This window comes from Streptomyces lushanensis (assembly GCF_001700515.1).
GTDB lineage: Bacteria > Actinomycetota > Actinomycetes > Streptomycetales > Streptomycetaceae > Streptomyces > Streptomyces lushanensis.
On the sequence record NZ_MAUD01000341.1, the window covers coordinates 1 to 19624 of the forward strand.

Consider the following 19624-nt stretch of genomic DNA (forward strand, 5'->3'; position numbering starts at 1 on the left):
GCCGACGAGTTCCTCGCCGGCCGGCCCGTCCCCACCGACGGGCCCCATGTGGCGACGCCCAACGGTCTTCCGGTGCGCCCGCCGGGACGCACCATGGCCGCGGCCGACCGTGGCAGGCCGCAGCCGGACACCGAGCCCGGCGAGATACGCCCCAGCCGTGACGCGGGCTCCCAGTTCGGAGCCTTCCACCGCGCGCGGCGTCCCGCCGAAGGCCCGGCGGGAGGCGGAACGTCCGCGCCCGGAAGCACGTCCGAGGGACGGAACTCGTCCGAAGGCGACGACATACCCGGTACCCCGGCCGAATAGAGCCTGTCCTCTCCCCGTACGGCGCCCGGGGAATCGGCGCCATCCCCCACCCGAACGCGAGATTGGAGGCACGGGCTGGTGACCGGTCCGCCGGACAGCGACACCCGCCCCACGCACACCATGCAGCAGACCACTGACAACAGCCTGACCTGGCTCCTCGAGAGCCTGTTGGAACGCACCCCCGGTACGCGGCATGCCCTGGTGCTCTCTCGTGACGGGCTGAAACTCTGCTGGAGCCGCCATCTCACCCTCGACCAGGCCGATCAGCTCGCCGCCATCTGCTCCGGTATCCAGGCGCTCGCCCAGGGCGCCTCGGTGGAGTTCGGCAACGGCACCGGTGGCGTGCGGCACTCGATGACCGAGTTCCACGGCGGTCTGCTCTTCATCGTCGAGGCCGGCGACGGCGCCCATCTCGCGGTGGTGGCCGAGGACGGCGCCGACCCCGGTGTGGTGGGCCACCAGATGACCGAGCTGGTCGAGCAGATCGGTGAACATCTGCGGGCCGAGCCGCGCACTCCCCTCCAGGAGAGTTCACCGTCATGATCCGCCGGCCCGTCGACATCGGGGATCCGGACCGGCTGTACACCGTCACCGGTGGCCGCAGCCGGGCCGACGACGACTCGTTCGACCTGGTCACCCTGATCGTCAGCGAGTGCGAACCGACGGCCGGGATGCAGTCGGAGCATGTCAAGATCCTCGGACTGTGCCGCCATCCCACCGCGGTCGTCGAGATCTCCGCCGAGCTGAGACTGCCGGTCACGGTGGTACGCATCCTCCTCGGTGATCTCCTCGCGACGGGCCGGATCACCGCCCGGCATCCGCGCGCCGCGCGCTCCGCCGAACTTCCCGACTCCGCCCTCTTGAAGGAGGTGCTCCTTGGACTCCGCAACCTCTGAACTCCCGGCCCGTACCCCCCTGGCCGACGCCGCCGAGACCGGGCTGAAGATTGTCGTCGTGGGCGGATTCGGGGTCGGAAAGACCACCCTCGTCCGCTCGGTCAGCGAGATCCGTCCGCTCAACACCGAAGAGGTGATGACACAGGCCGGGATCGGTGTCGACGAGACGGCCGGACTGACCACCAAGACCACCACGACCGTCGCCTTCGACTTCGGCCGGATCACGCTCAACGAGCTGATGGTGCTCTATCTGTTCGGCGCACCGGGGCAGGAACGGTTCTGGTTCCTCTGGGACCGGCTGTTCTCGGGCACGCTGGGCGCGGTCGTCCTGGTGGACACCCGGCGGATGAGCGAGTCCTGGTACGCCATCGACCGGCTCGAACACCACAGAACGCCGTTCGTGGTCGCGGTCAACCGGTTCGACGACGATGTCTCGGCGTTCTCCCTGGACGAGATCCGTCAGGCGCTCTCGCTGCCGGACCATGTCCCGCTGATCGACTGCGACGCCCGTGTGCGCTCGTCCGGCAAGAACGTCCTGATCACCCTTGTCGACCACCTCTACGAACTGGCCATGGCCCGGGAGATGACACCATGACCGACCCCACGGGCTCCGGAATCGACCAGGCCCCGCCGCCCGAATGCCCCGCCCACGCCGGGGCCGTACCGCTCAGCGGTCTGGAGTACCAGCAGACCCCGTCCCAGCTCTACCGCACCCTGCGCAGGGAGCACGGCGCGATCGCGCCCGTCACGCTCGACGGCGGCATCCCCGCCTGGCTGGTGCTCGGCTACTCCGAGGTCTCCTATGTCACCAGCCACGACGAGCTGTTCGCCCGTGACTCGCGACGCTGGAACCAGTGGGAGTCCATCCCCGCCGACTGGCCCCTCATGCCGTTCGTCGGCTACCAGCCGTCGGTGATGTTCGCCGAGGGCACCGAGCACCAGCGGCGGGCCGGAGTGATCACCGATGCGCTGGAGGCCATCGACCAGTTCGAACTGGCCCATCTGTGCCGGGAGATCGCCGAGGGGCTCATCGACGCCTTCGCCGGCAGCGGGCAGGCCGAGCTGATGGCCGCGTACGCGCACGCCCTGCCGATGCGGGCCGTGGTCCGGCTCTGCGGGATGCCGGCCGACGGTGTGGACACCGACGATCTGGTACGCGATCTGCGGATCTCGCTCGACGCCGACGAGGGCGACGATCCGGTCGCCGCCTATGTGCGCGTCATGGAGCGGATGCAGCGGCTGGTCAAGGACAAGCGGAACGATCCCGGCTCCGACCTGACCTCGCGGATGCTGAGCAATCCGGCCGGGCTGACCGACGAGGAGATGGTGGTCGATCTGATCACCGTCATCGCCGCCGCCCAGCAGCCGACGGCCAACTGGATCTGCAACACCCTGCGTCTGCTCCTGACGGACGACCGGTTCGCGCTGAACGTGTCCGGTGGACGTCTCAGTGTCGGGCAGGCGCTCAACGAGGTGCTGTGGCTGGACACACCCACCCAGAACTTCATCGGCCGCTGGGCGGTGCGCGACACCCAGCTCGGCGGCCGGCACATCAAGGCGGGCGACTGCCTGGTGCTGGGGCTGGCGGCGGCCAACACGGATCCGCAGATCTGGCCGGAGGGCCACATCGGCGCGGAGAACTCCGCGCATCTGTCGTTCAGCAACGGTGAGCACCGCTGTCCCTATCCGGCTCCGCTGCTGGCCGATGTGATCGCCCGTACGGCGATCGAGACGCTGCTGGAGCGGCTGCCCGATGTGGTGCTGGCCGTGGAGCCGCACGAGCTGACCTGGCGGCCCTCCATCTGGATGCGGGGACTGACCTCGCTGCCGGTGAGCTTCACGCCCGTCGTGCAGTAGCCGCTCGTAGCGCCGGCGGTCTCGGGAGAGCCCGGCCGCCGGGCCCGGGGCATGCCCTCGGGCCCGGCGGATGCCGTCAGACCGCGACGGGCGTGAACTCCACCGGCAGGGTCTGCGGTCCGCGTGTGAACACTCCGCGCTCGACCGGGTCGAATCCGTCGGCGAGCCGGATGTCCGGCATCGCGTCGAGAAGCTGGTCCACCCCGGTCTGCACCTCCGCCTTGGCCAGCAGCGCGCCGACACAGAAGTGCCGTCCCAGTGCGAAGGCGAGATGGTCGGCGGCGGCGGAGAAGGCCGTCGTCGTGGTCAGATCCTCCCGGAAGATGTCGAAGCGGTCCGGCTCCTGGAAGCGGGAGCCGTCGCGGTTGGCGGAGCCGATCAGACAGGTCACCGTGGCACCGGCCGGTACGGTGCCGCCGCTCAGCTCGACGTCCCGCGCGGTCTGACGCATGATCATCTGCACCGGCGGTGTGTACCGGAGCGTCTCCGCGAAGGCCCGCTCGATCAGGGTGCGGTCCTCCTGGACGGCCGCGAGCTGGTCCGGATGGCGCAGCAGGTTCGCGAAAATGCCGGCGATGGCCTTGTCGGTGGTCTCCCCGCCCGCCGCCAGGAGCAGGCTGCAGAAGGCCTTGATGTCCTCGTCGCTCATCCGTACGCCGTCGACCTCCGCGGCGCAGAGCGTGGACAGCAGATCCTCCCCCAGGTTCTCCCGCCGGTCGCGGATGATCGGGAACATGTACTCGGCGAACTCGATCCTGGTGCGTTCGCCCGCCGCCGTGACCTCCGCGTCGCCGGAGAGATTGCCGAGGAAGGCGATGACCGCCGTGTACCAGCCGTGGAAGCGGTCGTGATCGGCCTTGTCGAGGCCCAGCATGTCGGCGATGACATTGACGGGGAAGCGGGTCGCGTAGGACGCCACCAGATCCACCGAGCCGGTGTGCCGGAATCCGTCGATCAGTTCGCGGGAGTTGCGCTCGATGACCGGCAGGAACTTCTGCTGGAGATCGCTGCCGCGGAAGGCCGGGGCGACCAGCGCCCGGCGTACGGAGTGCTCACGTCCGCTGAGCTGAAGGATCGTTTTGCCATGGACGGGTTCGATCTGCCAGTCGTAGTTGTCGGTGGTGAACACCGATTCCTTGTCCTTGAAGGCCCGCTCGACATCCTCGTACCGCGAGATGATGTAACTCTGTGTGGCCTCGTGCCAGATGAGCGGGGCGCTGTCCCGCATCAGACGGTAGGCCGGATATGGATTCTCGGCGAACTCGGGCGACAGGATGTCGGGGACCTGCTGTGCGGTGGCCATGAAGCTCCTTGTGCGATACCGGCCCGATCAGTAACGGGCATCGCGCTTAAGGTTATTGATCATCCGTCATCAGAAATAGGCCACTCCTGGCCGACCTGCCGTACGTGTCCGGAGAAAGATCGCCTACGGTGCCTGTATGACGGAACGGGCGTTGATCAGAGGCGTGGGCGGCGGGGAGCCCGCGGTCGACCCGTCGGCGTTCACCGCGCCGACCTCGGTCGTGCTGGGCGAGGTGACGGTGGGCGCGGGGGCGAGCGTCTGGTACCACGCCGTGCTCCGGGCCGACCGCGCGCCGATCACACTGGGTGCCGGAAGCAATGTCCAGGACAACTGCACACTCCATGCCGACCCCGGCTTCCCGCTCACGGTCGGCGAGCGCGTCTCGGTCGGTCACAACGCCGTGCTGCACGGCTGCACGGTCGAGGACGACGTGCTGATCGGGATGGGCGCCACGGTCCTCAACGGCGCGCACATCGGCACGGGCTCACTCGTCGCGGCGCAGTCGCTCGTACCGCAGGGCCTGCGCGTACCGCCCGGTTCGCTGGTCGCGGGGGTGCCCGCCAAGGTCAAGCGTGAGCTGACGGAGGAGGAGCGGGCCGGAATCAGACGTAACGCGGCGGGCTATGCCGAGATGGCGAAGATCCACCGCGAGGCGTACGAGAGCTGACGGAGGCCGGGGGGAACGGCGAGCGGTGACGGGCCGGACGACCGCCCGCCAGGCGCGCTTTCCGGTCAGTCGCCGGCGGGTACGGTGTCGGACTCGCCGGCCGGCCCGGTCACGCTCTGTGCCGCCGATGCCGTACGCGCGGTCTCCGGCCCGGCCGTCGCGGGCCCGGCCGACTGCTCGGCGGCCTTCTTTGCCCGGTTGCGCACGACGAGCATGGACACGATGCCGATCAGCACGGCGAGCACCAGCCCGAGCCAGGAGAAGCGCTTGAGCCAGGCCTCGGCGACGACACCCACCGTGTAGATGACGGCGGTGGTACCGCCCGCCCAGACGATTCCGCCGAGCACGTTGGCGATCAGGAACTTCCAGTACGGCATCTTCAGCACGCCCGCGAGCGGTCCCGCGAAGATACGGAGCAGGGCGATGAAGCGGCCGAAGAAGACCGCCCACATCCCCCACTTCTGGAAAGAACGCTCCGCCATGGCGATCTGTGGCTCACCGCAGTGTCTGGGGAACCGTACGGCGAGCCAGGCGAGCAGCGGCCGGCCGCCCCTGCGGCCGATGGCATAGCCGATCGAGTCGCCGATGATCGCACCGGCCGTGGCACAGGCGCCGAGGATGTACGGATTGATGTCGCCGTGCTGGGAGGCGAGCAGCGCCGAGCTGACGAGGACGATCTCACCGGGCAGCGGGATGCCGAGGCTTTCGAGGCCGATCACCACTCCGACCAGGAGATAGATACTGACCGGGGGGATGGTCTCTAGCCACTCCTGGACGTGCACAGCCGGTTCCTTCCGTACTTCCGTGACCAGGTTTCCCTGACCGTCCACGGGCGGCTGCCCGGCGCGCGTGGGCACACGCCGGGCAGCCTACCCGGTGGCCGGGGAGGGTCAGGAGTGCGGGCGCAGGGTCCACACGACTGTCATCTCACCCGTCACCGCGCCGTCCTCGCGCGTCAGGGAAACGGTCACGGGGAATTCAGGGCGCTCTCCCGCGTCCAGTTCGGCGACGACCTCGGCCACCGGGCGGCCCAGCGCGGCGGTGGCGGTGACGATCCCCATGGCGAGTTTCCTGTAGCCGATTTCCGCCTTGACGGCGAGCGGAACCGCCCTGTCGAGCTGGTCGCCGAAGGCGGCGAGCACGATCGCGCCGCTGGCGGACTCGCCCAGGGTGAACATCGCGCCGGCGTGCGGCCCCCCGAGGTGGTTGTGGTGCGCGGGCCGGTCCGGCAGCCGTACGACGGCACGCTCGGCGGTGGTCTCCAGGAATTCCAGGCCCAGGGTCCCGGCCATGGGGACCGTGGCGGCGAGCATCTCGCCGACGGACATCTGATCAGCACTCATGGAATGCGAGGTTACCCGCGAGTAGCAGGGCTTGGCCATCCCCTGCCGGGGCGGACGTGGCAGCGGTGGGACGACCCCTCTATGGTTACTCGCCATGTGGCCAGGACAGCAGCCGCCCGGGGGCGAGCAGAACCCGCAGGACCAGCAGCCGAATCCGTACCAGCAGCCGGGATACCAGCAGCCGAATCCCTATCAGCAGCCCGGGTACCAGCAGCCGAACCCCTATCAGCAGCCGGGATATCAGCAGGGGCCCGAGCAGCCGCAACAGGGGCAGGGGCACGGGCAGCCGCAGCAGGGTTATCAGCAGCCCAACCCGTACCAGCAGCCGGCCGTGCCGCAGTACGGCGCGCCGGGGCAGCCGGGACAGCCGGGCGGGCCCGGTCCCGCCGGTCCTTCGCCGGACCGGAAGAAGACGACCGTCGTCGCCGTGGTCGCGGCGGCGGTCGTGGTGGCCGCCGCCGCGGGCACCGCGTTCTTCGTGCTCGACAAGGGCGACGGTACGGCCGACAAGGCCGCCGGCGATCCCACGTCCTCGGCGTCCGCCGCCGAGCCGGCCGCGCCCGGTGACAACCCCAGGGCCGGTGAGGAGAGCAAGCCGCAGATCGAGGGCTGGAAGGTGGTCACCAACCCCAAGCACGGCACGCGGTTCGACGTCCCGGCCGACTGGGAGGTCGCGGGCACGGGTGTCATATCGGGCTTCGAGGACCACAAGAAGGACGACGGCACGCCCGTCATCTCCTTCTCCGCGCCCGCCTTCTACAAGTCCAAGTGGTGCTCGCAGGACACCGACAAGGACGGGAAGACGGAGGACAGCGGGCTCGGCGGCACCGGTACCAAGGGCGGCAAGGGCGCCAAGGACACGGCGACGGCCGCGAAGAACGAGGCGGGAAGCTGGGCCTGGGCCGCGTACGCCCAGCAGGAGCCCGAGGCCGAGATCAAGGAGAAGGTGAAGGTCGCCGACGCCAAGCCCTACACCACCACCTCCGGGCTCAAGGGGCACTACGCGACGGCCGCCACCTCGGGGGTGACCAAGGCGAACAAGTGCGACACCGACGGCAAGTCGATCGCCTTCACCTTCACCAACGACAAGGGCGACTTCGCGACCTGGGTGCTCTACGCCAACACGGGCGTGCCGGACGAGATCCCGGACGCGACGATCAAGCGGATCATGAGCACCGTACGGCTCACGGGCTCCTCGTCGTGAACGGGTGAACTCTCCCTCCGACACGGCCCGTGGTACCGCCCGCCGCGGCTCCCGGCGCGACTCCCCGCCCCCGGGCCGCCGTCCGGCGTGGGCCGGGCGCAACTACACCCTGCTGACCGCCGGGGCGATCGTCACCAATCCGGGCAGCCAAGGGGCGCTGGTCGCCTCGGCGTTCGCGGTGCTGGAGTCGGGCGGCGACGCGGGCGACGTCGGGCTGGTGGCGGCGGCGCGTACGGTTCCGCCCGTTCGCGGGAGGCGAAGGACCGGACAGCGCGAATCGGCCGCGTGTCCGGCAGGGAGGCTCGCGCGACGGAGCGGCGGCAGCGGCGGTCCTCCCCGGCCCGGGGCGCGGACCTGACAACCTCGGAGGTACCGGCTCCGGACGTGCCGGATACTGAGCGGCATGGTCCACGACGACGAACCGGTACTGCTCGGCCGGGCCGGCCGCATCGCCCAGATCACGCTCAACCGGCCTCGCGCGCTCAACGCCCTCACCCACCCGATGGTCCTGCGGATCTCCGGGGCCCTCGCGGAGTGGGAGACCGACGAGAGCGTCACGGCGGTGCTCGTCTCGGGCGCCGGCGAGCGCGGGCTGTGCGCCGGCGGCGACATCCGCGCCATCCATGAGGACGCACGCGCCGCGGGCTCCGCCTCAGCCGCCTTCTGGCGCGACGAGTACCGGCTCAACGCCCGTATCGCCCGCTACACCAAGCCCTATGTCGCGCTGATGGACGGCATCGTCATGGGCGGCGGAGTCGGTGTCTCGGCACACGGCGGTCCGCGGATCGTCACCGAACGGTCGGCGGTCGCCATGCCCGAGACCGGGATCGGTCTGGTCCCCGACGTCGGCGGCACCTATCTGCTCTCCCGCGCGCCCGGTGAGCTGGGCACACATCTCGCCCTGACCGGCAGGGCGGTTGGCGCGGCGGACGCGCTGCTGTGCGGGCTCGCCGACCACTTCGTACCCTCGGAGCGACTGGCCGCCCTGCGCACGGCGCTGGCCGGACCCGGGATACGCGAGGCGGCGGACGTCGTGGAGACGGTACGCGCGTACGGGACCGGGCACGAAAGCGCCGTGCCCGGGGGCCAACTCGCCGCGGACCGCGAGTGGATCGACGCCTGTTACGCGGCCGGTACGGTCGAGGAGATCGTCGAGCGGCTGCTCGGCAGCGGCCGGCCCGCGGCGAAGGAGGCCGCGGAAACGATCCTGACCCGGTCGCCCACCGCGCTGAAGGCGACACTCGAAGCGATGCGCCGGGCCCGTCGGCTGCCGACGCTGGAGCAGGTGCTCGACCAGGAGTACCGCGCCTCGTGCGCCGCGCTGGCCACCCACGATCTGCTGGAGGGCATCCGCGCGCAGGTCATCGACAAGGACCGCAGACCGCGGTGGTCGCCGAGGGAGCTCGCGGAGGTCACCGAGGCCGATGTGGCGCGGTTCTTCGCGGCGCCGCCGGGCGGCGACCTCGGGCAGGCGGCCGTGAGCTGACGGCCGGGGCTTCAGGGGGCCGGTCAGCGGCGGAGGTGGTGGCGCTTGCGCCAGGCGACCACCGCCGCGACCAGACCGGAGACCACGATGAAGCCCATGGCGACCAGGAACACCGGTGAGGTCGGCGACCCGGCCCGGCTGCCCGCGACCACATACGCCGCGTTGTTGGGGATCGAGCCGATCAACGTCGCCAGCAGGAACGGCGCCCACCGCATCCGGGAGACGGCCGCGCAGTAGTTGCTCGGGGCGAACGGCACTCCCGGGAAGAGCCGGATCACCAGCATCGACCGGAAGGCGTGGGAGCTGAGCTGACGGTCGACCGCCTTCAGCCAGCGCCCCCGCAGCAGCGGCCGGAGCGCCTCCTGCCCGAGGAAGCGGCCGAGCCCGAAGGAGAGCGCGGCGCTCAGCACCGTCCCGGCGAGCGCGGCGGCCAGCCCGAGATAGGAGCCGAGGAGCGCGCCGGCGGCGATGTTGAGCAGCGGGCGCGGTACGAACGCCGTCGCGAGCAGCCCGTACGCCAAGGTGAACAGCACCACGGCGATACCGCCGCCGACATGCGGCGGCCAGCCGTCGGCGAGCAGCTTCTGCGGCTCGTAGAGCAGCACCACGACGGCGGACGCGCCCAGCAGGGCCACGAGTAGGGAGAACCGCGCCCAGGGCGAGAGGAGCGCCCGGTAGCAACGGAGCGCGAAGCTTGGCGAGGACCGGGGAACGGGGGCGAGCACCCGGCGAGCGTAGCCGACGAAGATGGCCGGTCGCCGGGCGCGAGATGGCGGTCGCCCCCCGAGTGGCACAACGGAGCGGGCCACTCCGGAGGATGTCCGGAGAACGCGCAGGTCGGCGCATATGTCCGAGCCGCCCTCCAGGGCCTCTCGTGTGGATCTTGCCCGGCTCGCGTGCCCCGGCACCGCTCCCCGATCCAGCCAGATCCAAACGGAAGACCCTGGGGTTCCCGTATGACATCCGCAGTCGGACAGATCACCCGCAAGCCGGCCACGCCGAGGAGCGCGCCGGCCGACACCGTGCCTCAGACGGCCGGCCGCGCGGTCACGGTCAACCGCCCGCCGCCGGAAAACCGTTCGCCGCGGCGGCCGCCATGAGCGAGGATCGGTGGCATGTTCCGGTACGCCTTCCTCGCAGCGCCGTCCGCAGTCGCGGACGCGCCGAAGGCTGCCGCGTTCCTCGTCCTCGCGGCGTGCTCGGCGGCACCGGCCCATGAGGCCGCAGCGGCGGCTGCCCCCGCGGCCCCCGCGGCGCCCGTCGACGGCGCCCGAAGCTGACCCTTCCCGGATCGTCCGGCGGACCCCGCAGGGGGAGGGTCGGCAAGGCCCCGGGGTCCCTCTCACGCTTCGAGTCCCTGGAAGGAACCATGCCCAAGACGGCATACGTGCGCACCAAGCCGCACCTGAACATCGGCACCATGGGCCACGTCGACCACGGCAAGACCACACTGACCGCCGCGATCACCAAGGTCCTCAGCGACCGCGGGACCGGCACCTTCGTACCGTTCGACCGCATCGACCGGGCCCCGGAGGAGGCCGCCCGCGGGATCACCATCAACATCTCGCACGTCGAGTACGAGACGGACACCCGCCACTACGCCCATGTGGACATGCCGGGCCATGCCGACTACATCAAGAACATGGTGACCGGCGCCGCCCAGCTCGACGGCGCGATCCTCGTCGTCTCGGCGCTCGACGGGATCATGCCGCAGACCGCCGAGCATGTGCTGCTGGCCCGCCAGGTCGGTGTCAATCACATCGTCGTCGCCCTCAACAAGGCCGACGCGGGCGACGACGAGCTGACCGACCTGGTCGAGCTGGAGGTGCGCGAACTGCTCACCGAGCACGGCTACGGCGGCGACGCGGCACCCGTCGTGCGGGTGTCGGGGCTGCGCGCCCTGGAGGGCGACCCGCGCTGGACCGGGGCCGTGGAGGCGCTGCTCGACGCCGTCGACACCTATGTGCCGATGCCCGTCCGGTACACGGACGCACCGTTCCTGCTCCCGGTGGAGAACGTGCTCACCATCACCGGGCGTGGCACGGTCGTCACCGGCGCCGTGGAGCGCGGCACGGTGCGTGTGGGCGACCGGGTGGAGGTGCTGGGAGCCGACGCGGAGACGGTGGTCACCGGTCTGGAGACCTTCGGCAGGCCGATGGACTCCGCCGAGGCCGGGGACAATGTCGCGCTGCTGCTGCGCGGAATGCCACGTGACGCGGTGCGCCGCGGCCATGTGGTGGCGGCGCCGGGCAGTCTCGTACCGAGCCGGCGCTTCACCGCACAGGTGTATGTGCTCTCCGCACGTGAGGGTGGCCGCACGACTCCGGTCGGCAGTGGGTACCGGCCACAGTTCTACATCCGTACGGCGGATGTGGTCGGTGACATCGACCTGGGCTCGACGGCGGTCGCGCGTCCCGGTGACACCGTCACGCTGACCGTGGAGCTGGGCCCGGACCTGCCGCTGGAGCCGGGGCTCGGCTTCGCGATCCGCGAGGGCGGTCGTACGGTCGGCGCCGGTACGGTCACCTCGCTGCTCCGAGCCTGACACCGGGGCCCTCGCCGGCACCGGGGTCCCGCGTCCGTCCTTCCCGCGCGGGGAGGGCGGGCGCGGGACCGTGTGCGCGGACGGCGCACAATGGGACGGTGAACGAGCCGATCCCCGTCATCCGCGCCGTGGACCGCGGCACCGCGAAGCTGCTGCCCGACGTGGACCGGGAGCGGGCCTGGCTGCTGACGGTCGACGGGGCACCGCAGTCGTATGTCGATCTGGACGATCCGGCGCATCTGGAGTTCGAGTACGTACGGCGCCTTGCCCATGTGGTCGACTGCGCCGCCCGGGACGGCGAGCCGCTCACCGTGCTCCATCTCGGCGGCGGTGGCTGCACTCTGCCCCGCTATGTGGCCGCGACCCGGCCGGGCTCGGCGCAGTGTGTGGTGGAGGCCGACGCGGGGCTGCTGGCCCTCGTCGCCGAGTGGCTGCCGATACCGGACGGCAGCGGGATCACCGTACGGAACGCGGATGCGCGCCGCTGGCTCGAAGCGGCACCCGCGCGGTCGGTGGATGTGCTGATCGCGGATGTGTTCGGCGGCTCCCGGGTGCCCGCGCACATCACCTCCGTCGAGTACGCGCGGGAGGCAGCACGGGTGCTCAGGCCCGACGGGATCTATGCCGCCAACCTGGCCGACGGCGCGCCCTTCGACTTCCTCCGCTCCCAACTGGCGACCTTCGCGGCGGTCTTCGAGGAGTCGGCCCTGATCGCGGAGCCGGGTGTGCTCCGGGGCCGGCGCTTCGGCAATGCCGTACTGGTCGCCTCGCGGGGCCCGGTGGACACGGCCGCGCTGGCCCGCCGCAGCGCGTCGGACGCCTTTCCCGCACGGGTCGAACACGGCGCGTCGCTACGGCGGTTCATCGGGAGCGCGGCGGTGGTGCGGGACAGCGGGGCGGTGCCCTCGCCACGGCCCCCGGAGGGCGCGTTCAGTATCGGCTGAGGCGATCGGCCGGGGCGCGGGGCCGGTGGGCCGGTGCGGCGGACGGGCCCACCCCGGTGCGGCCACCCGGGTCGGCCCGCCGGCCGGTCACTCCTCGATGGCTCCGCCCACGGCCCTCAGATGGTCGCGGAAGGTCAGGGAGGGCGTCTGCCGACGGGCGGCGAGATAGGTGTCGAACCGTACCTGGCTGCGCAGGGACACACCGGAACGGATGCGCTCGGCCTGGCGCCGCTCGGTGTCGCGGATGTTCTCGGCGAGCGTGAGAAGGTCCTCGGCACGGTCGGCCGGTACGAAGAGCACGCCGTCGTCATCGCCCAGGACCAGATCCTCCCGCCCCACCGTCCACTCCCCCACGGTGGCGGACTCCACCGCGTCCTCGGGACGGGCGTCGAGACGCTGAGGGCCGGTCGGCGTCGATCCCGTACTGAAGACCGGCAGTGCGATCTCACGGATGTCGGCGGTGTCGCGGTGCAGCCCCCAGATCACCACACCCGCCAGTCCGGCGTCGCGGGCCTCCAGCACGACGAGATCGCCGACGCAGGCCTCGTCGGTCCTTCCGCCGTTGTCGACCACCAGGACATCGCCGGGCTCGGCCTGTTCGAACGCCTCCAGAAAGATGTCCACACTGCCGGCGTGACGGGCGGGGGCCACCCGGCCCACCACCCGGCCGCCCGGTACGACGGCCTGTACGGACGGCGGCGCGCAGCGCACGGGAACGCGTGCGCGGATGCAGGCGTCCGCGACATGGGCGGTGGTCAGCGTCTCGAACCGCCGCCGGAGCTTCTGGTGATCCATACGGTGTCCCTTCTGGCACATGCGCGGGTCCGGGGCCCTCGAATCCCTTGTGCCGTGGCCCCCGGAAGCGGCTCCCAGCCTTTCACGGCGTGAACTGGCCGGACACCGGTGGGGCACGGTCTGGAATGCGGCGGGAGCCACCGCGACGGAGACTGGAATGACCGGTCCGCGCCCATGAGCAGACCCACGACACGCCCACCGGCATGTCCGTCGGCATGCCCACAAGCACTGGGGGCCAGCGATGACCAGCACCAAGACTCGTACCTACCGCGCCATGCAGGTCGACCGGCCGGGCGCGGCCCCGCATCTCGTCGAGAAGGAGCTCCGCGAGCCCGGTCCCGGGCAGGTGCGGGTGGCCGTCGAGGCCTGCGGCGTCTGTCACACCGACGCCATGATGATCGAGGGAGCGTTCCCCGGAGCGCCGTTCCCGATGGTCCCGGGCCATGAGATCGCCGGACGGGTCGACGCCGTCGGGGACGGTGTCGAGGAGTTCGAGAGGGGCCGGCGTGTCGCCGTCGGCTGGTTCGGCGGCAACTGCGGCCACTGCGTGGCGTGTCGTGACGGGGACGCCATCAACTGCGCCACCCTCCAGACCCCGGGCCTGGCCTACCCCGGCGGCTACGCCGACACGGTCGTGGTGCCCGCCTCGGCCCTGGCCCGTATCCCGGACGGTCTCGGCTTCGTCGACAGCGCGCCGATGGGCTGCGCCGGGGTCACCGTCTGCAACGCGCTCAGCCGCAGCGCCGCCCGTCCCGGCGATCTGGTCGCCGTCCTCGGTATCGGCGGACTCGGCCATCTCGGTGTGCAGTTCGCGGACAAGATGGGATTCGAGACGGTCGCCGTCGCACGCGGCAAGGACAAGGAACCGCTCGCGCGCGAGCTGGGGGCGCGCCACTACATCGACAACCGGACCCAGGACGTCGCGGCGGAGCTGCGGGCCCTCGGCGGTGCCAAGGTGGTGCTCACCACCGCGACCAACAGCGAGGCGGCGACCGACACCCTGGGCGGGCTCGGCCACCGCGGCGAACTGATCGCTGTCGCGCTCCAGCCGGAACCGTTCCGGATCAGCACGAACGACTTGGTCGCCGGTACGCACAAGGTGTACGGACATGCCTCCGGCACCTCACGCGAGGTGGAGGAGACCCTCCGCTTCGCCGCCCTCACCGGCGTCCGTGCCATGACCGAGGAAGTGCCGCTCACCGAGGCCGGTCCGGCACTGGACAAGATGCTCGCGGGCAAGGCCCGCTTCCGCATGGTCCTGACCTCCGGTCCCGGTCACTGAGGGCCCGGTCGCCGCGAGTCCGGTCGCGGAGAGTCCGGTGACTGAGGGTCCGGTCGCCGGAACACCTGTCAATCCCGTGACGCGCGGCGGCCGATCGTCGATAATCCACGCGTGGCCACCAGGAACGTCGACAGCACCGAACACGGCCCGTCCCCCGGCTTCTCCCTGACCGCGCTGACCGGACGGGCCTTCGACGCGATCCCGCCCACGGCACTGGTGCTGCTCGGCATCGTCAGCGTTCAGGTGGGCTCGGCACTGGCCAAGCAACTGTTCAGCACGGTGGGCAGCTTCGGGACGGTCGCGTTACGGCTGTTCTTCGCGGCGGCGGTGCTGATGCTGTGGTGGCGGCCGTCACCGCGCATGAATCGTCGCACCTGGACGGTGGTGCTCGGCTACGGCGTCACCCTCGGCCTGATGAACCTGTGTTTCTATCTGGCGCTGGCCCGGCTCCCGCTGGGGATCGCGGTCACCGTCGAGTTCCTCGGACCGCTGACGGTGGCCCTGGTCGGATCGAGGCGATGGCTGGACGCCTTCTGGGCCGTGCTCGCGGCAGGCGGTGTGGTCCTGCTGATGGAGGGACGCGGCGAGCTCGACCTGGTCGGTTTTCTGTTCGCCCTCGCCGCGGGTACGTGCTGGGGCCTGTACATCCTGGTCGGTGCGGCGCTGGGCCGCCGCACCACGGAGGGCAACGGTCTGGCTCTGGGGATGGCCGTCGCGGCCGTGGTGGCCGTGCCGTTCGGCGTGGCCGACAGCGGAACGGCGCTGATCCAGCCGTGGGTCCTGCTCGCGGGCCTCGGCGTGGCGCTGCTGTCGTCGGTGGTCCCGTACTCGCTGGATCTGGAGGCACTGCGCAGGATCCCACCGCGGGTGTTCGGCATCCTGATGAGCCTCGAACCGGCGATGGCGGCCCTCATCGGCCTCGTCGTGCTCCAGGAGTCGCTGCGCTGGTCGCAGTGGGTCGCGGTGCTGTGCGTGGTGGTCGCTTCGGCGGGCGCCACACGGGGCGCCCGGACAGGACCCGGGGAGCGTGAGGGGAACAACAACCCTTCCGCGTAAGGAGGTTGAGGAGCTGGTGCCTTGTAGTGGAGGGTGATTGCTCGTCAGACTGTGACCCTGGGGCACAGAGGCTGCGGGGGAAGGTGGCGATGGCCGTCGCCTCGGTGGGACTCCGTTGGTGCGGGGCGCTCGCGGGAGGGCTGCTTCTGCTGGGCTGCTCGGGCGGCGGGGAGACCTCGGAAGCGCGGAGTCCGGCCGCCGGCACGACGGACCCCGGCCCGGTTTCCGGTGACGGTCCCGGTCCCACTCCCTCCGCCACCGGCCTCGGCTTCACCCCGGATCCCGCCCGGACGCCCGGGACCCGTGCCGAGGCGTTACGGCTGGCCTGCGCCATAGCGGGGTCGCCCGAGCTGTGGGGACCCGGGTATGTGCCTCGTACCCCCTTCGAGAGCGGCTCCGCTTCCTGGCCGGTACTGGACGGAAACTGTGTCTGGCGGCTTCGGCCGCTCCCCTCCGACGTGCTTGCCAGTGTGACCCGCTCCAGCGAACTCCCGCCCGGGGCGGCAAGGGACCCGTCCGGGTCTCCGCCGTCGTCACCGTCCATCGTGACGAGGAGGCGGCCGACTGGGAGATGGCCGGGATGCCGGAGGAGGGGCTGCGCCGTCCCGCTCAGCAGCTCCGTGAGGGACGGCGGATCAGCGGGCTGATCTCCACGGGCAACACCTACGGCGATCTGGGGAACTTCGACGCCGAGGACCGGCTCGCCGAGTCCGGCGAGTACCACAGCGACGAACTCGGCGGCCCCCACTACTACTTCTGGTCCCAGGCGCGTCTCGGGCAGATCACCGTGGCCGTCGTGGGCAAGGGGTCGAAGGGAAGAACGAAGGACGAGGTCGACGGCAGCCTGACCCAGGGAATCAGCGCGATGATCCTGCGCACGAGTGACGAATTGCAGGCACCGCGATGACCGGCCCGCTGCTTCCCTCCGATCCCTCGTCCATCGGCGGCCACCGGCTGCTCGGCCGTCTGGGCGCGGGCGGCATGGGCGTGGTGTATCCGGCGCGCGCCGGACCGCGGCGTTCCGTGAGCGGTACGGAGCACCCCCCGGCTATTACGCCGCCGAGGCCTACGACGCCACGAACCTCGTCATCGGGGAGCTGGTGAAGGCCGCGAGGGCGAGGAAGGGCGGCCGGCCCGGCCGCCGGGAACTGACGGGACCGCTGCGCGGGAGCACGTACCGAGGAGTGACCAAGCGCTTCTCGTTCAAGCCGGAGGACGGATCCTTCGCCGGGCAGGGCGTCTTCTTCCATACGGTCGAGAACGGCGCCTTCCGCTTCGTCGGCCCCGCGCCGGCGCCCGCCGCGTAGGACCCGCCACCTCATGGGTGCCGTGCAGCCGCTCCGCGCGGACGATCCGCGGTCCGTCGGCGGTTTCCTGCTGCTCGGGCGGCTCGGAGCGGGCGGTATGGGCGTGGTGTATCTGGCCCGTTCCACCGGCGGGACGCTCGTCGCGCTGAAGGTGATCCGCGCGGAGTACACGGACGACGCCGGCTTCCGCGTACGCTTCCGGCGCGAGGCGGAGGCCGCGGCCCGGCTCACCGGGCCTTGGCTGGTGCCCGTCAGGGAGGCGGCTCCCGAGGCGCCCGAGCCCTGGCTGGCGACCGCGTTCGTACCGGGCCCCTCGCTGACCGACGCCGTCCGGCTCCATGGCCCCCTGCCGGTGGACAGCGTACGGACCCTGGGCGCGCGGCTGGCCGAGGCACTGACCGAGGTGCACGACGCGAGGCCGGCGCACCGGGATGTGAAACCCGGCAATGTCCTGCTCGCGCTGGACGGCCCCCGTCTGATCGACTTCGGGATCGCGCGCTCGGTCGGCTCGACCGCGCTGACGGCGAGCGGGGTGGTGATCGGCTCCCCCGGTTTCCTCTCGCCGGAGCAGGCGCGGGGCCGGGCGGACGTCGGGCCGCCGAGCGATGTGTTCTCGCTGGGCTGTGTCCTGGTGTACGCGGCGACGGGCGGCCTTCCGTTCGGTACGGGCTCGGCGCCCGCCGTGCTGTTCCGCACGGTTCACGAACCACCGGATCTCACCCGGATCCCCTCCTCGCTGCTGGAGCCGCTCACCGCGTGCCTCGCGAAGGACCCGGCGGGCAGACCGACGGCGGCCGAACTGCGCGGGGCGCTGAATCGCGGCGGTTCACGGGACGGGCCCTGGCTGCCGGCCGAACTGCCGCGGCTGATCGCCGAACACTCCGCGCGGGTGCTGACGCTGCCGGATCCCGAGCCGGAGCCGTCGCACGCGCCGACGCGGCGCATCGCACCGGACCGTCCGTCCGTCCGTCTCGCGCCGTCGGCTGCTGACGCTGGGGCCGGCGGCGGGAGTGGTCGCCATCGGTGGCGGACTCGCCGTCTGGAACACCGTCCGGGACGGCGGCACCCCGGGCTCCGCCCCGCCCCCCGGGACGCGGCCACGCCATGTCATCGGTCTGCACGGGGATCTGTCCGGGCGGCACGGTCGGGACGGTACGGCGCAGAGGCGCGGCGCCCGGATCGCCGTGGACGAGTTCAACGCGCGTACGGACCGCGGATTCGATCTCGACCTGAAGGTGCGGGACGACCGCGGGGACGCCGGGAGAGCGCGCGAGGTGGCCGCCGCCTTCGCCTCGGACCCGGCGGTGTACGCGGTCATCGGCCCGACCGGTGACACCGAGTCCGAGGCGTCCGCGGCGGTGTACGAGAAGGCCCTGTTGCCCCTGGTGGCCCTGTCGCCGGGGACGGGCGTCTTCACCACCGCGAGCAACCGGGTCCTCTTCCAGCTCCGGCCCGGGGACAACATCCTCTGGGCGCCCCTGGTGCGCTATCTCACCGATGTCGGCTCGGTACGCAGAACGGCGGTCGTCGACGACCGGGCGACCCCGGCGGGGAGCTGGATGACGGCGAAGAACGTCGCCGCCGATCCGCCGTCGCGGGGCACGGTCGGCACGCATGCCGTGGAGGCGGACTCGGAGGATTTCGAACCGGTCGCCGCGGCGGTGCTCGCACGGCGGGCGGAGGCCGTGGTGTACGGGGGCACGTCGCCCCGCCGTGCGGTTCTCTGCGCGCGGGCCCTGCGCCGGGCGGGCTTCGAGGGAATCTGTCTGGCCACCCAGCCGGTGCTCGAACCGGCGTTTCTCTGCGAGGCGGGGGGCGCCGCCGAAGGATGGGTGATCAGCGCGACGTACGCCGACCCGGCGGGACTGCCGCGCGCGGCAGGCTTCGTGGCGTCGTACCTCGAACGCTTCGGCGGGCGCGCGGTCGGGCGGTACGCCCTGGAGGCGTACACGCCGTGTTCTTCCTCGCCGAGGGCCTCGGCACGCACGGGGGCGGGACGGCCGAGCGGGGTGCGCTGGTCCGGCGGCTGCGGTCGGTCACCTACCGGGGGCTCGCCAAGACGGTGGAATTCCGGCCGCCGTCCGAGGAGTTCGTACCGGAACCGGGGCTGTTCCTGTACCGCGTGGAGAAGGGCGGCCCGCGCTTCCTGGGTCAGTACGCACAGGTGGTCGAAAAGTAGGGCACCGGGAGAGTCACCGGCCGCACGGTCGCGTCCGGCCGTATGCCGTCCTTGAGTTGTGGCGGCTGTCCCTCCGTGACCGGCCCTCCGGCCCCGAAGGCGCGCGCCGCGCCCTACGAGCCCAGCGCCTCGATGATCCGTTCCGCCGCCAGTGTCGCCGTCAGTGTCCCCTCCCGTACGTCCCGTTCCAGCCCCGGCACCAGCTCCCGTACCCCGGGGTGCTCGCGCAGCCGGTCCAGCAGGTGGTCGCGGACCATGGACCAGGTCCAGTCGACCTGCTGGTCGCTCCGCTTCCTGGCCAGTCGGCCGTCCGCGCCGAGGACCGCGTGGTGCTGTTCCAGCCGCTCCCACACCGTGTCCAGCCCCGTACCCTCCCGCGCGCTGCAACTGAGCACCGGTGGCGTCCACGCCGCGTCCGCCGGACGCATCAGCCGCAGCGCGCGGGAGGGTACGG

Annotated in this window: 19 protein-coding genes and 4 pseudogenes; 17 read left to right on the plus strand and 6 right to left on the minus strand. The window is 71.5% G+C overall.

What is annotated here, in order from left to right; genetic code table 11:
- The 5 genes and pseudogenes from BFF77_RS25180 to BFF77_RS25200 all read left to right on the plus strand — a co-directional run.
- Positions 1 to 306, plus strand: a pseudogene (locus BFF77_RS25180) (hypothetical protein); the annotation flags it as partial.
- 120 nt (positions 307 to 426) lie between these two features.
- Entirely contained in the window at positions 427 to 849 is a 423-nt protein-coding gene (locus BFF77_RS25185; RefSeq protein WP_066953817.1) for a roadblock/LC7 domain-containing protein, read from the plus strand.
- Positions 846 to 1202, plus strand: coding sequence for a DUF742 domain-containing protein (locus tag BFF77_RS25190; RefSeq protein WP_066953766.1), 357 nt, complete (start codon positions 846 to 848; stop codon positions 1200 to 1202). The genes BFF77_RS25185 and BFF77_RS25190 overlap by 4 nt, the downstream gene beginning before the upstream one ends.
- Positions 1183 to 1797, plus strand: coding sequence for a GTP-binding protein (locus BFF77_RS25195; RefSeq protein WP_066953768.1), 615 nt, complete (start codon positions 1183 to 1185; stop codon positions 1795 to 1797). The genes BFF77_RS25190 and BFF77_RS25195 overlap by 20 nt, the downstream gene beginning before the upstream one ends.
- Complete coding sequence (locus tag BFF77_RS25200) at positions 1794 to 3059, plus strand: cytochrome P450 (RefSeq protein WP_066953771.1); 1266 nt, start codon at positions 1794 to 1796, stop codon at positions 3057 to 3059. The genes BFF77_RS25195 and BFF77_RS25200 overlap by 4 nt, the downstream gene beginning before the upstream one ends.
- Positions 3060 to 3135: 76 nt before the next feature.
- On the opposite strand, the gene BFF77_RS25205 is transcribed toward BFF77_RS25200, so the two are convergent.
- Positions 3136 to 4362, minus strand: a complete 1227-nt coding sequence (locus BFF77_RS25205; protein WP_066953774.1) for a cytochrome P450 — start codon at positions 4360 to 4362, stop codon at positions 3136 to 3138.
- Between the two features lie 136 nt (positions 4363 to 4498).
- Here BFF77_RS25205 and BFF77_RS25210 point away from each other — a divergent pair, with 136 nt between their 5' ends.
- The gene (locus BFF77_RS25210) at positions 4499 to 5029 is read left to right on the plus strand and encodes a gamma carbonic anhydrase family protein (RefSeq protein ID WP_066953777.1); all 531 of its coding nucleotides are present in this window, start codon (positions 4499 to 4501) and stop codon (positions 5027 to 5029) included.
- A 65-nt stretch (positions 5030 to 5094) separates the two neighbouring features.
- Here the strand turns inward: BFF77_RS25210 and BFF77_RS25215 are convergent, their stop codons facing one another.
- Complete coding sequence (locus BFF77_RS25215; protein ID WP_079125487.1) at positions 5095 to 5811, minus strand: DedA family protein; 717 nt, start codon at positions 5809 to 5811, stop codon at positions 5095 to 5097.
- Between the two features lie 108 nt (positions 5812 to 5919).
- The gene (locus BFF77_RS25220; RefSeq protein ID WP_079125488.1) at positions 5920 to 6372 is read right to left on the minus strand and encodes a DUF4442 domain-containing protein; all 453 of its coding nucleotides are present in this window, start codon (positions 6370 to 6372) and stop codon (positions 5920 to 5922) included.
- 94 nt (positions 6373 to 6466) lie between these two features.
- On the opposite strand from BFF77_RS25220, the gene BFF77_RS25225 reads away from it, so the two are divergent.
- From BFF77_RS25225 to BFF77_RS25235, 3 genes and pseudogenes are all read left to right on the plus strand, one after another.
- Positions 6467 to 7576 (plus strand): DUF8017 domain-containing protein, encoded by a 1110-nt coding sequence (locus BFF77_RS25225; protein WP_066953782.1) that lies wholly within the window; start codon positions 6467 to 6469, stop codon positions 7574 to 7576.
- Positions 7577 to 7685: 109 nt separating this feature from the next.
- Positions 7686 to 7823: pseudogene (locus BFF77_RS34765) on the plus strand (MFS transporter); the annotation flags it as partial.
- A 156-nt stretch (positions 7824 to 7979) separates the two neighbouring features.
- Complete coding sequence (locus tag BFF77_RS25235; protein ID WP_066953787.1) at positions 7980 to 9062, plus strand: enoyl-CoA hydratase/isomerase family protein; 1083 nt, start codon at positions 7980 to 7982, stop codon at positions 9060 to 9062.
- Positions 9063 to 9085: 23 nt separating this feature from the next.
- Here the strand turns inward: BFF77_RS25235 and BFF77_RS37155 are convergent, their stop codons facing one another.
- Positions 9086 to 9787: a TVP38/TMEM64 family protein gene (locus BFF77_RS37155; RefSeq protein ID WP_066953790.1), complete on the minus strand. Its 702-nt coding sequence runs from the start codon at positions 9785 to 9787 to the stop codon at positions 9086 to 9088.
- Between the two features lie 644 nt (positions 9788 to 10431).
- On the opposite strand from BFF77_RS37155, the gene tuf reads away from it, so the two are divergent.
- Positions 10432 to 11607 (plus strand): elongation factor Tu, encoded by a 1176-nt coding sequence (tuf, locus tag BFF77_RS25245; RefSeq protein ID WP_066953793.1) that lies wholly within the window; start codon positions 10432 to 10434, stop codon positions 11605 to 11607.
- Positions 11608 to 11705: 98 nt separating this feature from the next.
- On the plus strand, positions 11706 to 12551 hold the full coding sequence (locus BFF77_RS25250) for a spermidine synthase (protein WP_066953796.1): 846 nt from the start codon (positions 11706 to 11708) through the stop codon (positions 12549 to 12551).
- A gap of 87 nt (positions 12552 to 12638) precedes the next feature.
- Here the strand turns inward: BFF77_RS25250 and BFF77_RS25255 are convergent, their stop codons facing one another.
- Positions 12639 to 13346 (minus strand): RraA family protein, encoded by a 708-nt coding sequence (locus BFF77_RS25255; RefSeq protein ID WP_066953799.1) that lies wholly within the window; start codon positions 13344 to 13346, stop codon positions 12639 to 12641.
- Between the two features lie 241 nt (positions 13347 to 13587).
- Here BFF77_RS25255 and BFF77_RS25260 point away from each other — a divergent pair, with 241 nt between their 5' ends.
- From BFF77_RS25260 to BFF77_RS37165, 6 genes and pseudogenes are all read left to right on the plus strand, one after another.
- Complete coding sequence (locus BFF77_RS25260) at positions 13588 to 14628, plus strand: alcohol dehydrogenase catalytic domain-containing protein (RefSeq protein WP_066953802.1); 1041 nt, start codon at positions 13588 to 13590, stop codon at positions 14626 to 14628.
- A gap of 111 nt (positions 14629 to 14739) precedes the next feature.
- Positions 14740 to 15684, plus strand: a complete 945-nt coding sequence (locus BFF77_RS25265) for an EamA family transporter (protein ID WP_066953805.1) — start codon at positions 14740 to 14742, stop codon at positions 15682 to 15684.
- 571 nt (positions 15685 to 16255) lie between these two features.
- On the plus strand, positions 16256 to 16591 hold the full coding sequence (locus BFF77_RS25270; RefSeq protein ID WP_066953808.1) for a hypothetical protein: 336 nt from the start codon (positions 16256 to 16258) through the stop codon (positions 16589 to 16591).
- A gap of 193 nt (positions 16592 to 16784) precedes the next feature.
- On the plus strand, positions 16785 to 16991 hold the full coding sequence (locus BFF77_RS25275) for a hypothetical protein (RefSeq protein ID WP_066953811.1): 207 nt from the start codon (positions 16785 to 16787) through the stop codon (positions 16989 to 16991).
- Positions 16992 to 17013: 22 nt separating this feature from the next.
- A pseudogene (locus tag BFF77_RS37160) lies at positions 17014 to 17886 on the plus strand (serine/threonine-protein kinase); the annotation flags it as partial.
- Positions 17887 to 18001: 115 nt separating this feature from the next.
- Positions 18002 to 19225: an ABC transporter substrate-binding protein gene (locus BFF77_RS37165; protein WP_245703703.1), complete on the plus strand. Its 1224-nt coding sequence runs from the start codon at positions 18002 to 18004 to the stop codon at positions 19223 to 19225.
- Between the two features lie 58 nt (positions 19226 to 19283).
- On the opposite strand, the pseudogene BFF77_RS25285 reads toward BFF77_RS37165, so the two are convergent.
- A pseudogene (locus tag BFF77_RS25285) lies at positions 19284 to 19624 on the minus strand (methylmalonyl Co-A mutase-associated GTPase MeaB); the annotation flags it as partial.

What these genes read in the sequence shown, in the direction of transcription:
- BFF77_RS25225 (WP_066953782.1), top strand. Translation starts at nt 6,467, where the DNA reads ATGTGGCCAGGACAGCAGCCGCCCGGGGGCGAGCAGAACCCGCAGGAC.
- BFF77_RS25185 (WP_066953817.1), top strand. Translation starts at nt 427, where the DNA reads ATGCAGCAGACCACTGACAACAGCCTGACCTGGCTCCTCGAGAGCCTG.
- BFF77_RS25255 (WP_066953799.1), bottom strand. Translation starts at nt 13,346, where the DNA reads ATGGATCACCAGAAGCTCCGGCGGCGGTTCGAGACGCTGACCACCGCC.
- BFF77_RS25260 (WP_066953802.1), top strand. Translation starts at nt 13,588, where the DNA reads ATGACCAGCACCAAGACTCGTACCTACCGCGCCATGCAGGTCGACCGG.
- BFF77_RS25270 (WP_066953808.1), top strand. Translation starts at nt 16,256, where the DNA reads ATGGCCGGGATGCCGGAGGAGGGGCTGCGCCGTCCCGCTCAGCAGCTC.
- BFF77_RS25190 (WP_066953766.1), top strand. Translation starts at nt 846, where the DNA reads ATGATCCGCCGGCCCGTCGACATCGGGGATCCGGACCGGCTGTACACC.
- BFF77_RS25205 (WP_066953774.1), bottom strand. Translation starts at nt 4,362, where the DNA reads ATGGCCACCGCACAGCAGGTCCCCGACATCCTGTCGCCCGAGTTCGCC.
- BFF77_RS25220 (WP_079125488.1), bottom strand. Translation starts at nt 6,372, where the DNA reads ATGAGTGCTGATCAGATGTCCGTCGGCGAGATGCTCGCCGCCACGGTC.
- BFF77_RS25235 (WP_066953787.1), top strand. Translation starts at nt 7,980, where the DNA reads ATGGTCCACGACGACGAACCGGTACTGCTCGGCCGGGCCGGCCGCATC.
- BFF77_RS25210 (WP_066953777.1), top strand. Translation starts at nt 4,499, where the DNA reads ATGACGGAACGGGCGTTGATCAGAGGCGTGGGCGGCGGGGAGCCCGCG.
- BFF77_RS25200 (WP_066953771.1), top strand. Translation starts at nt 1,794, where the DNA reads ATGACCGACCCCACGGGCTCCGGAATCGACCAGGCCCCGCCGCCCGAA.
- tuf (WP_066953793.1), top strand. Translation starts at nt 10,432, where the DNA reads ATGCCCAAGACGGCATACGTGCGCACCAAGCCGCACCTGAACATCGGC.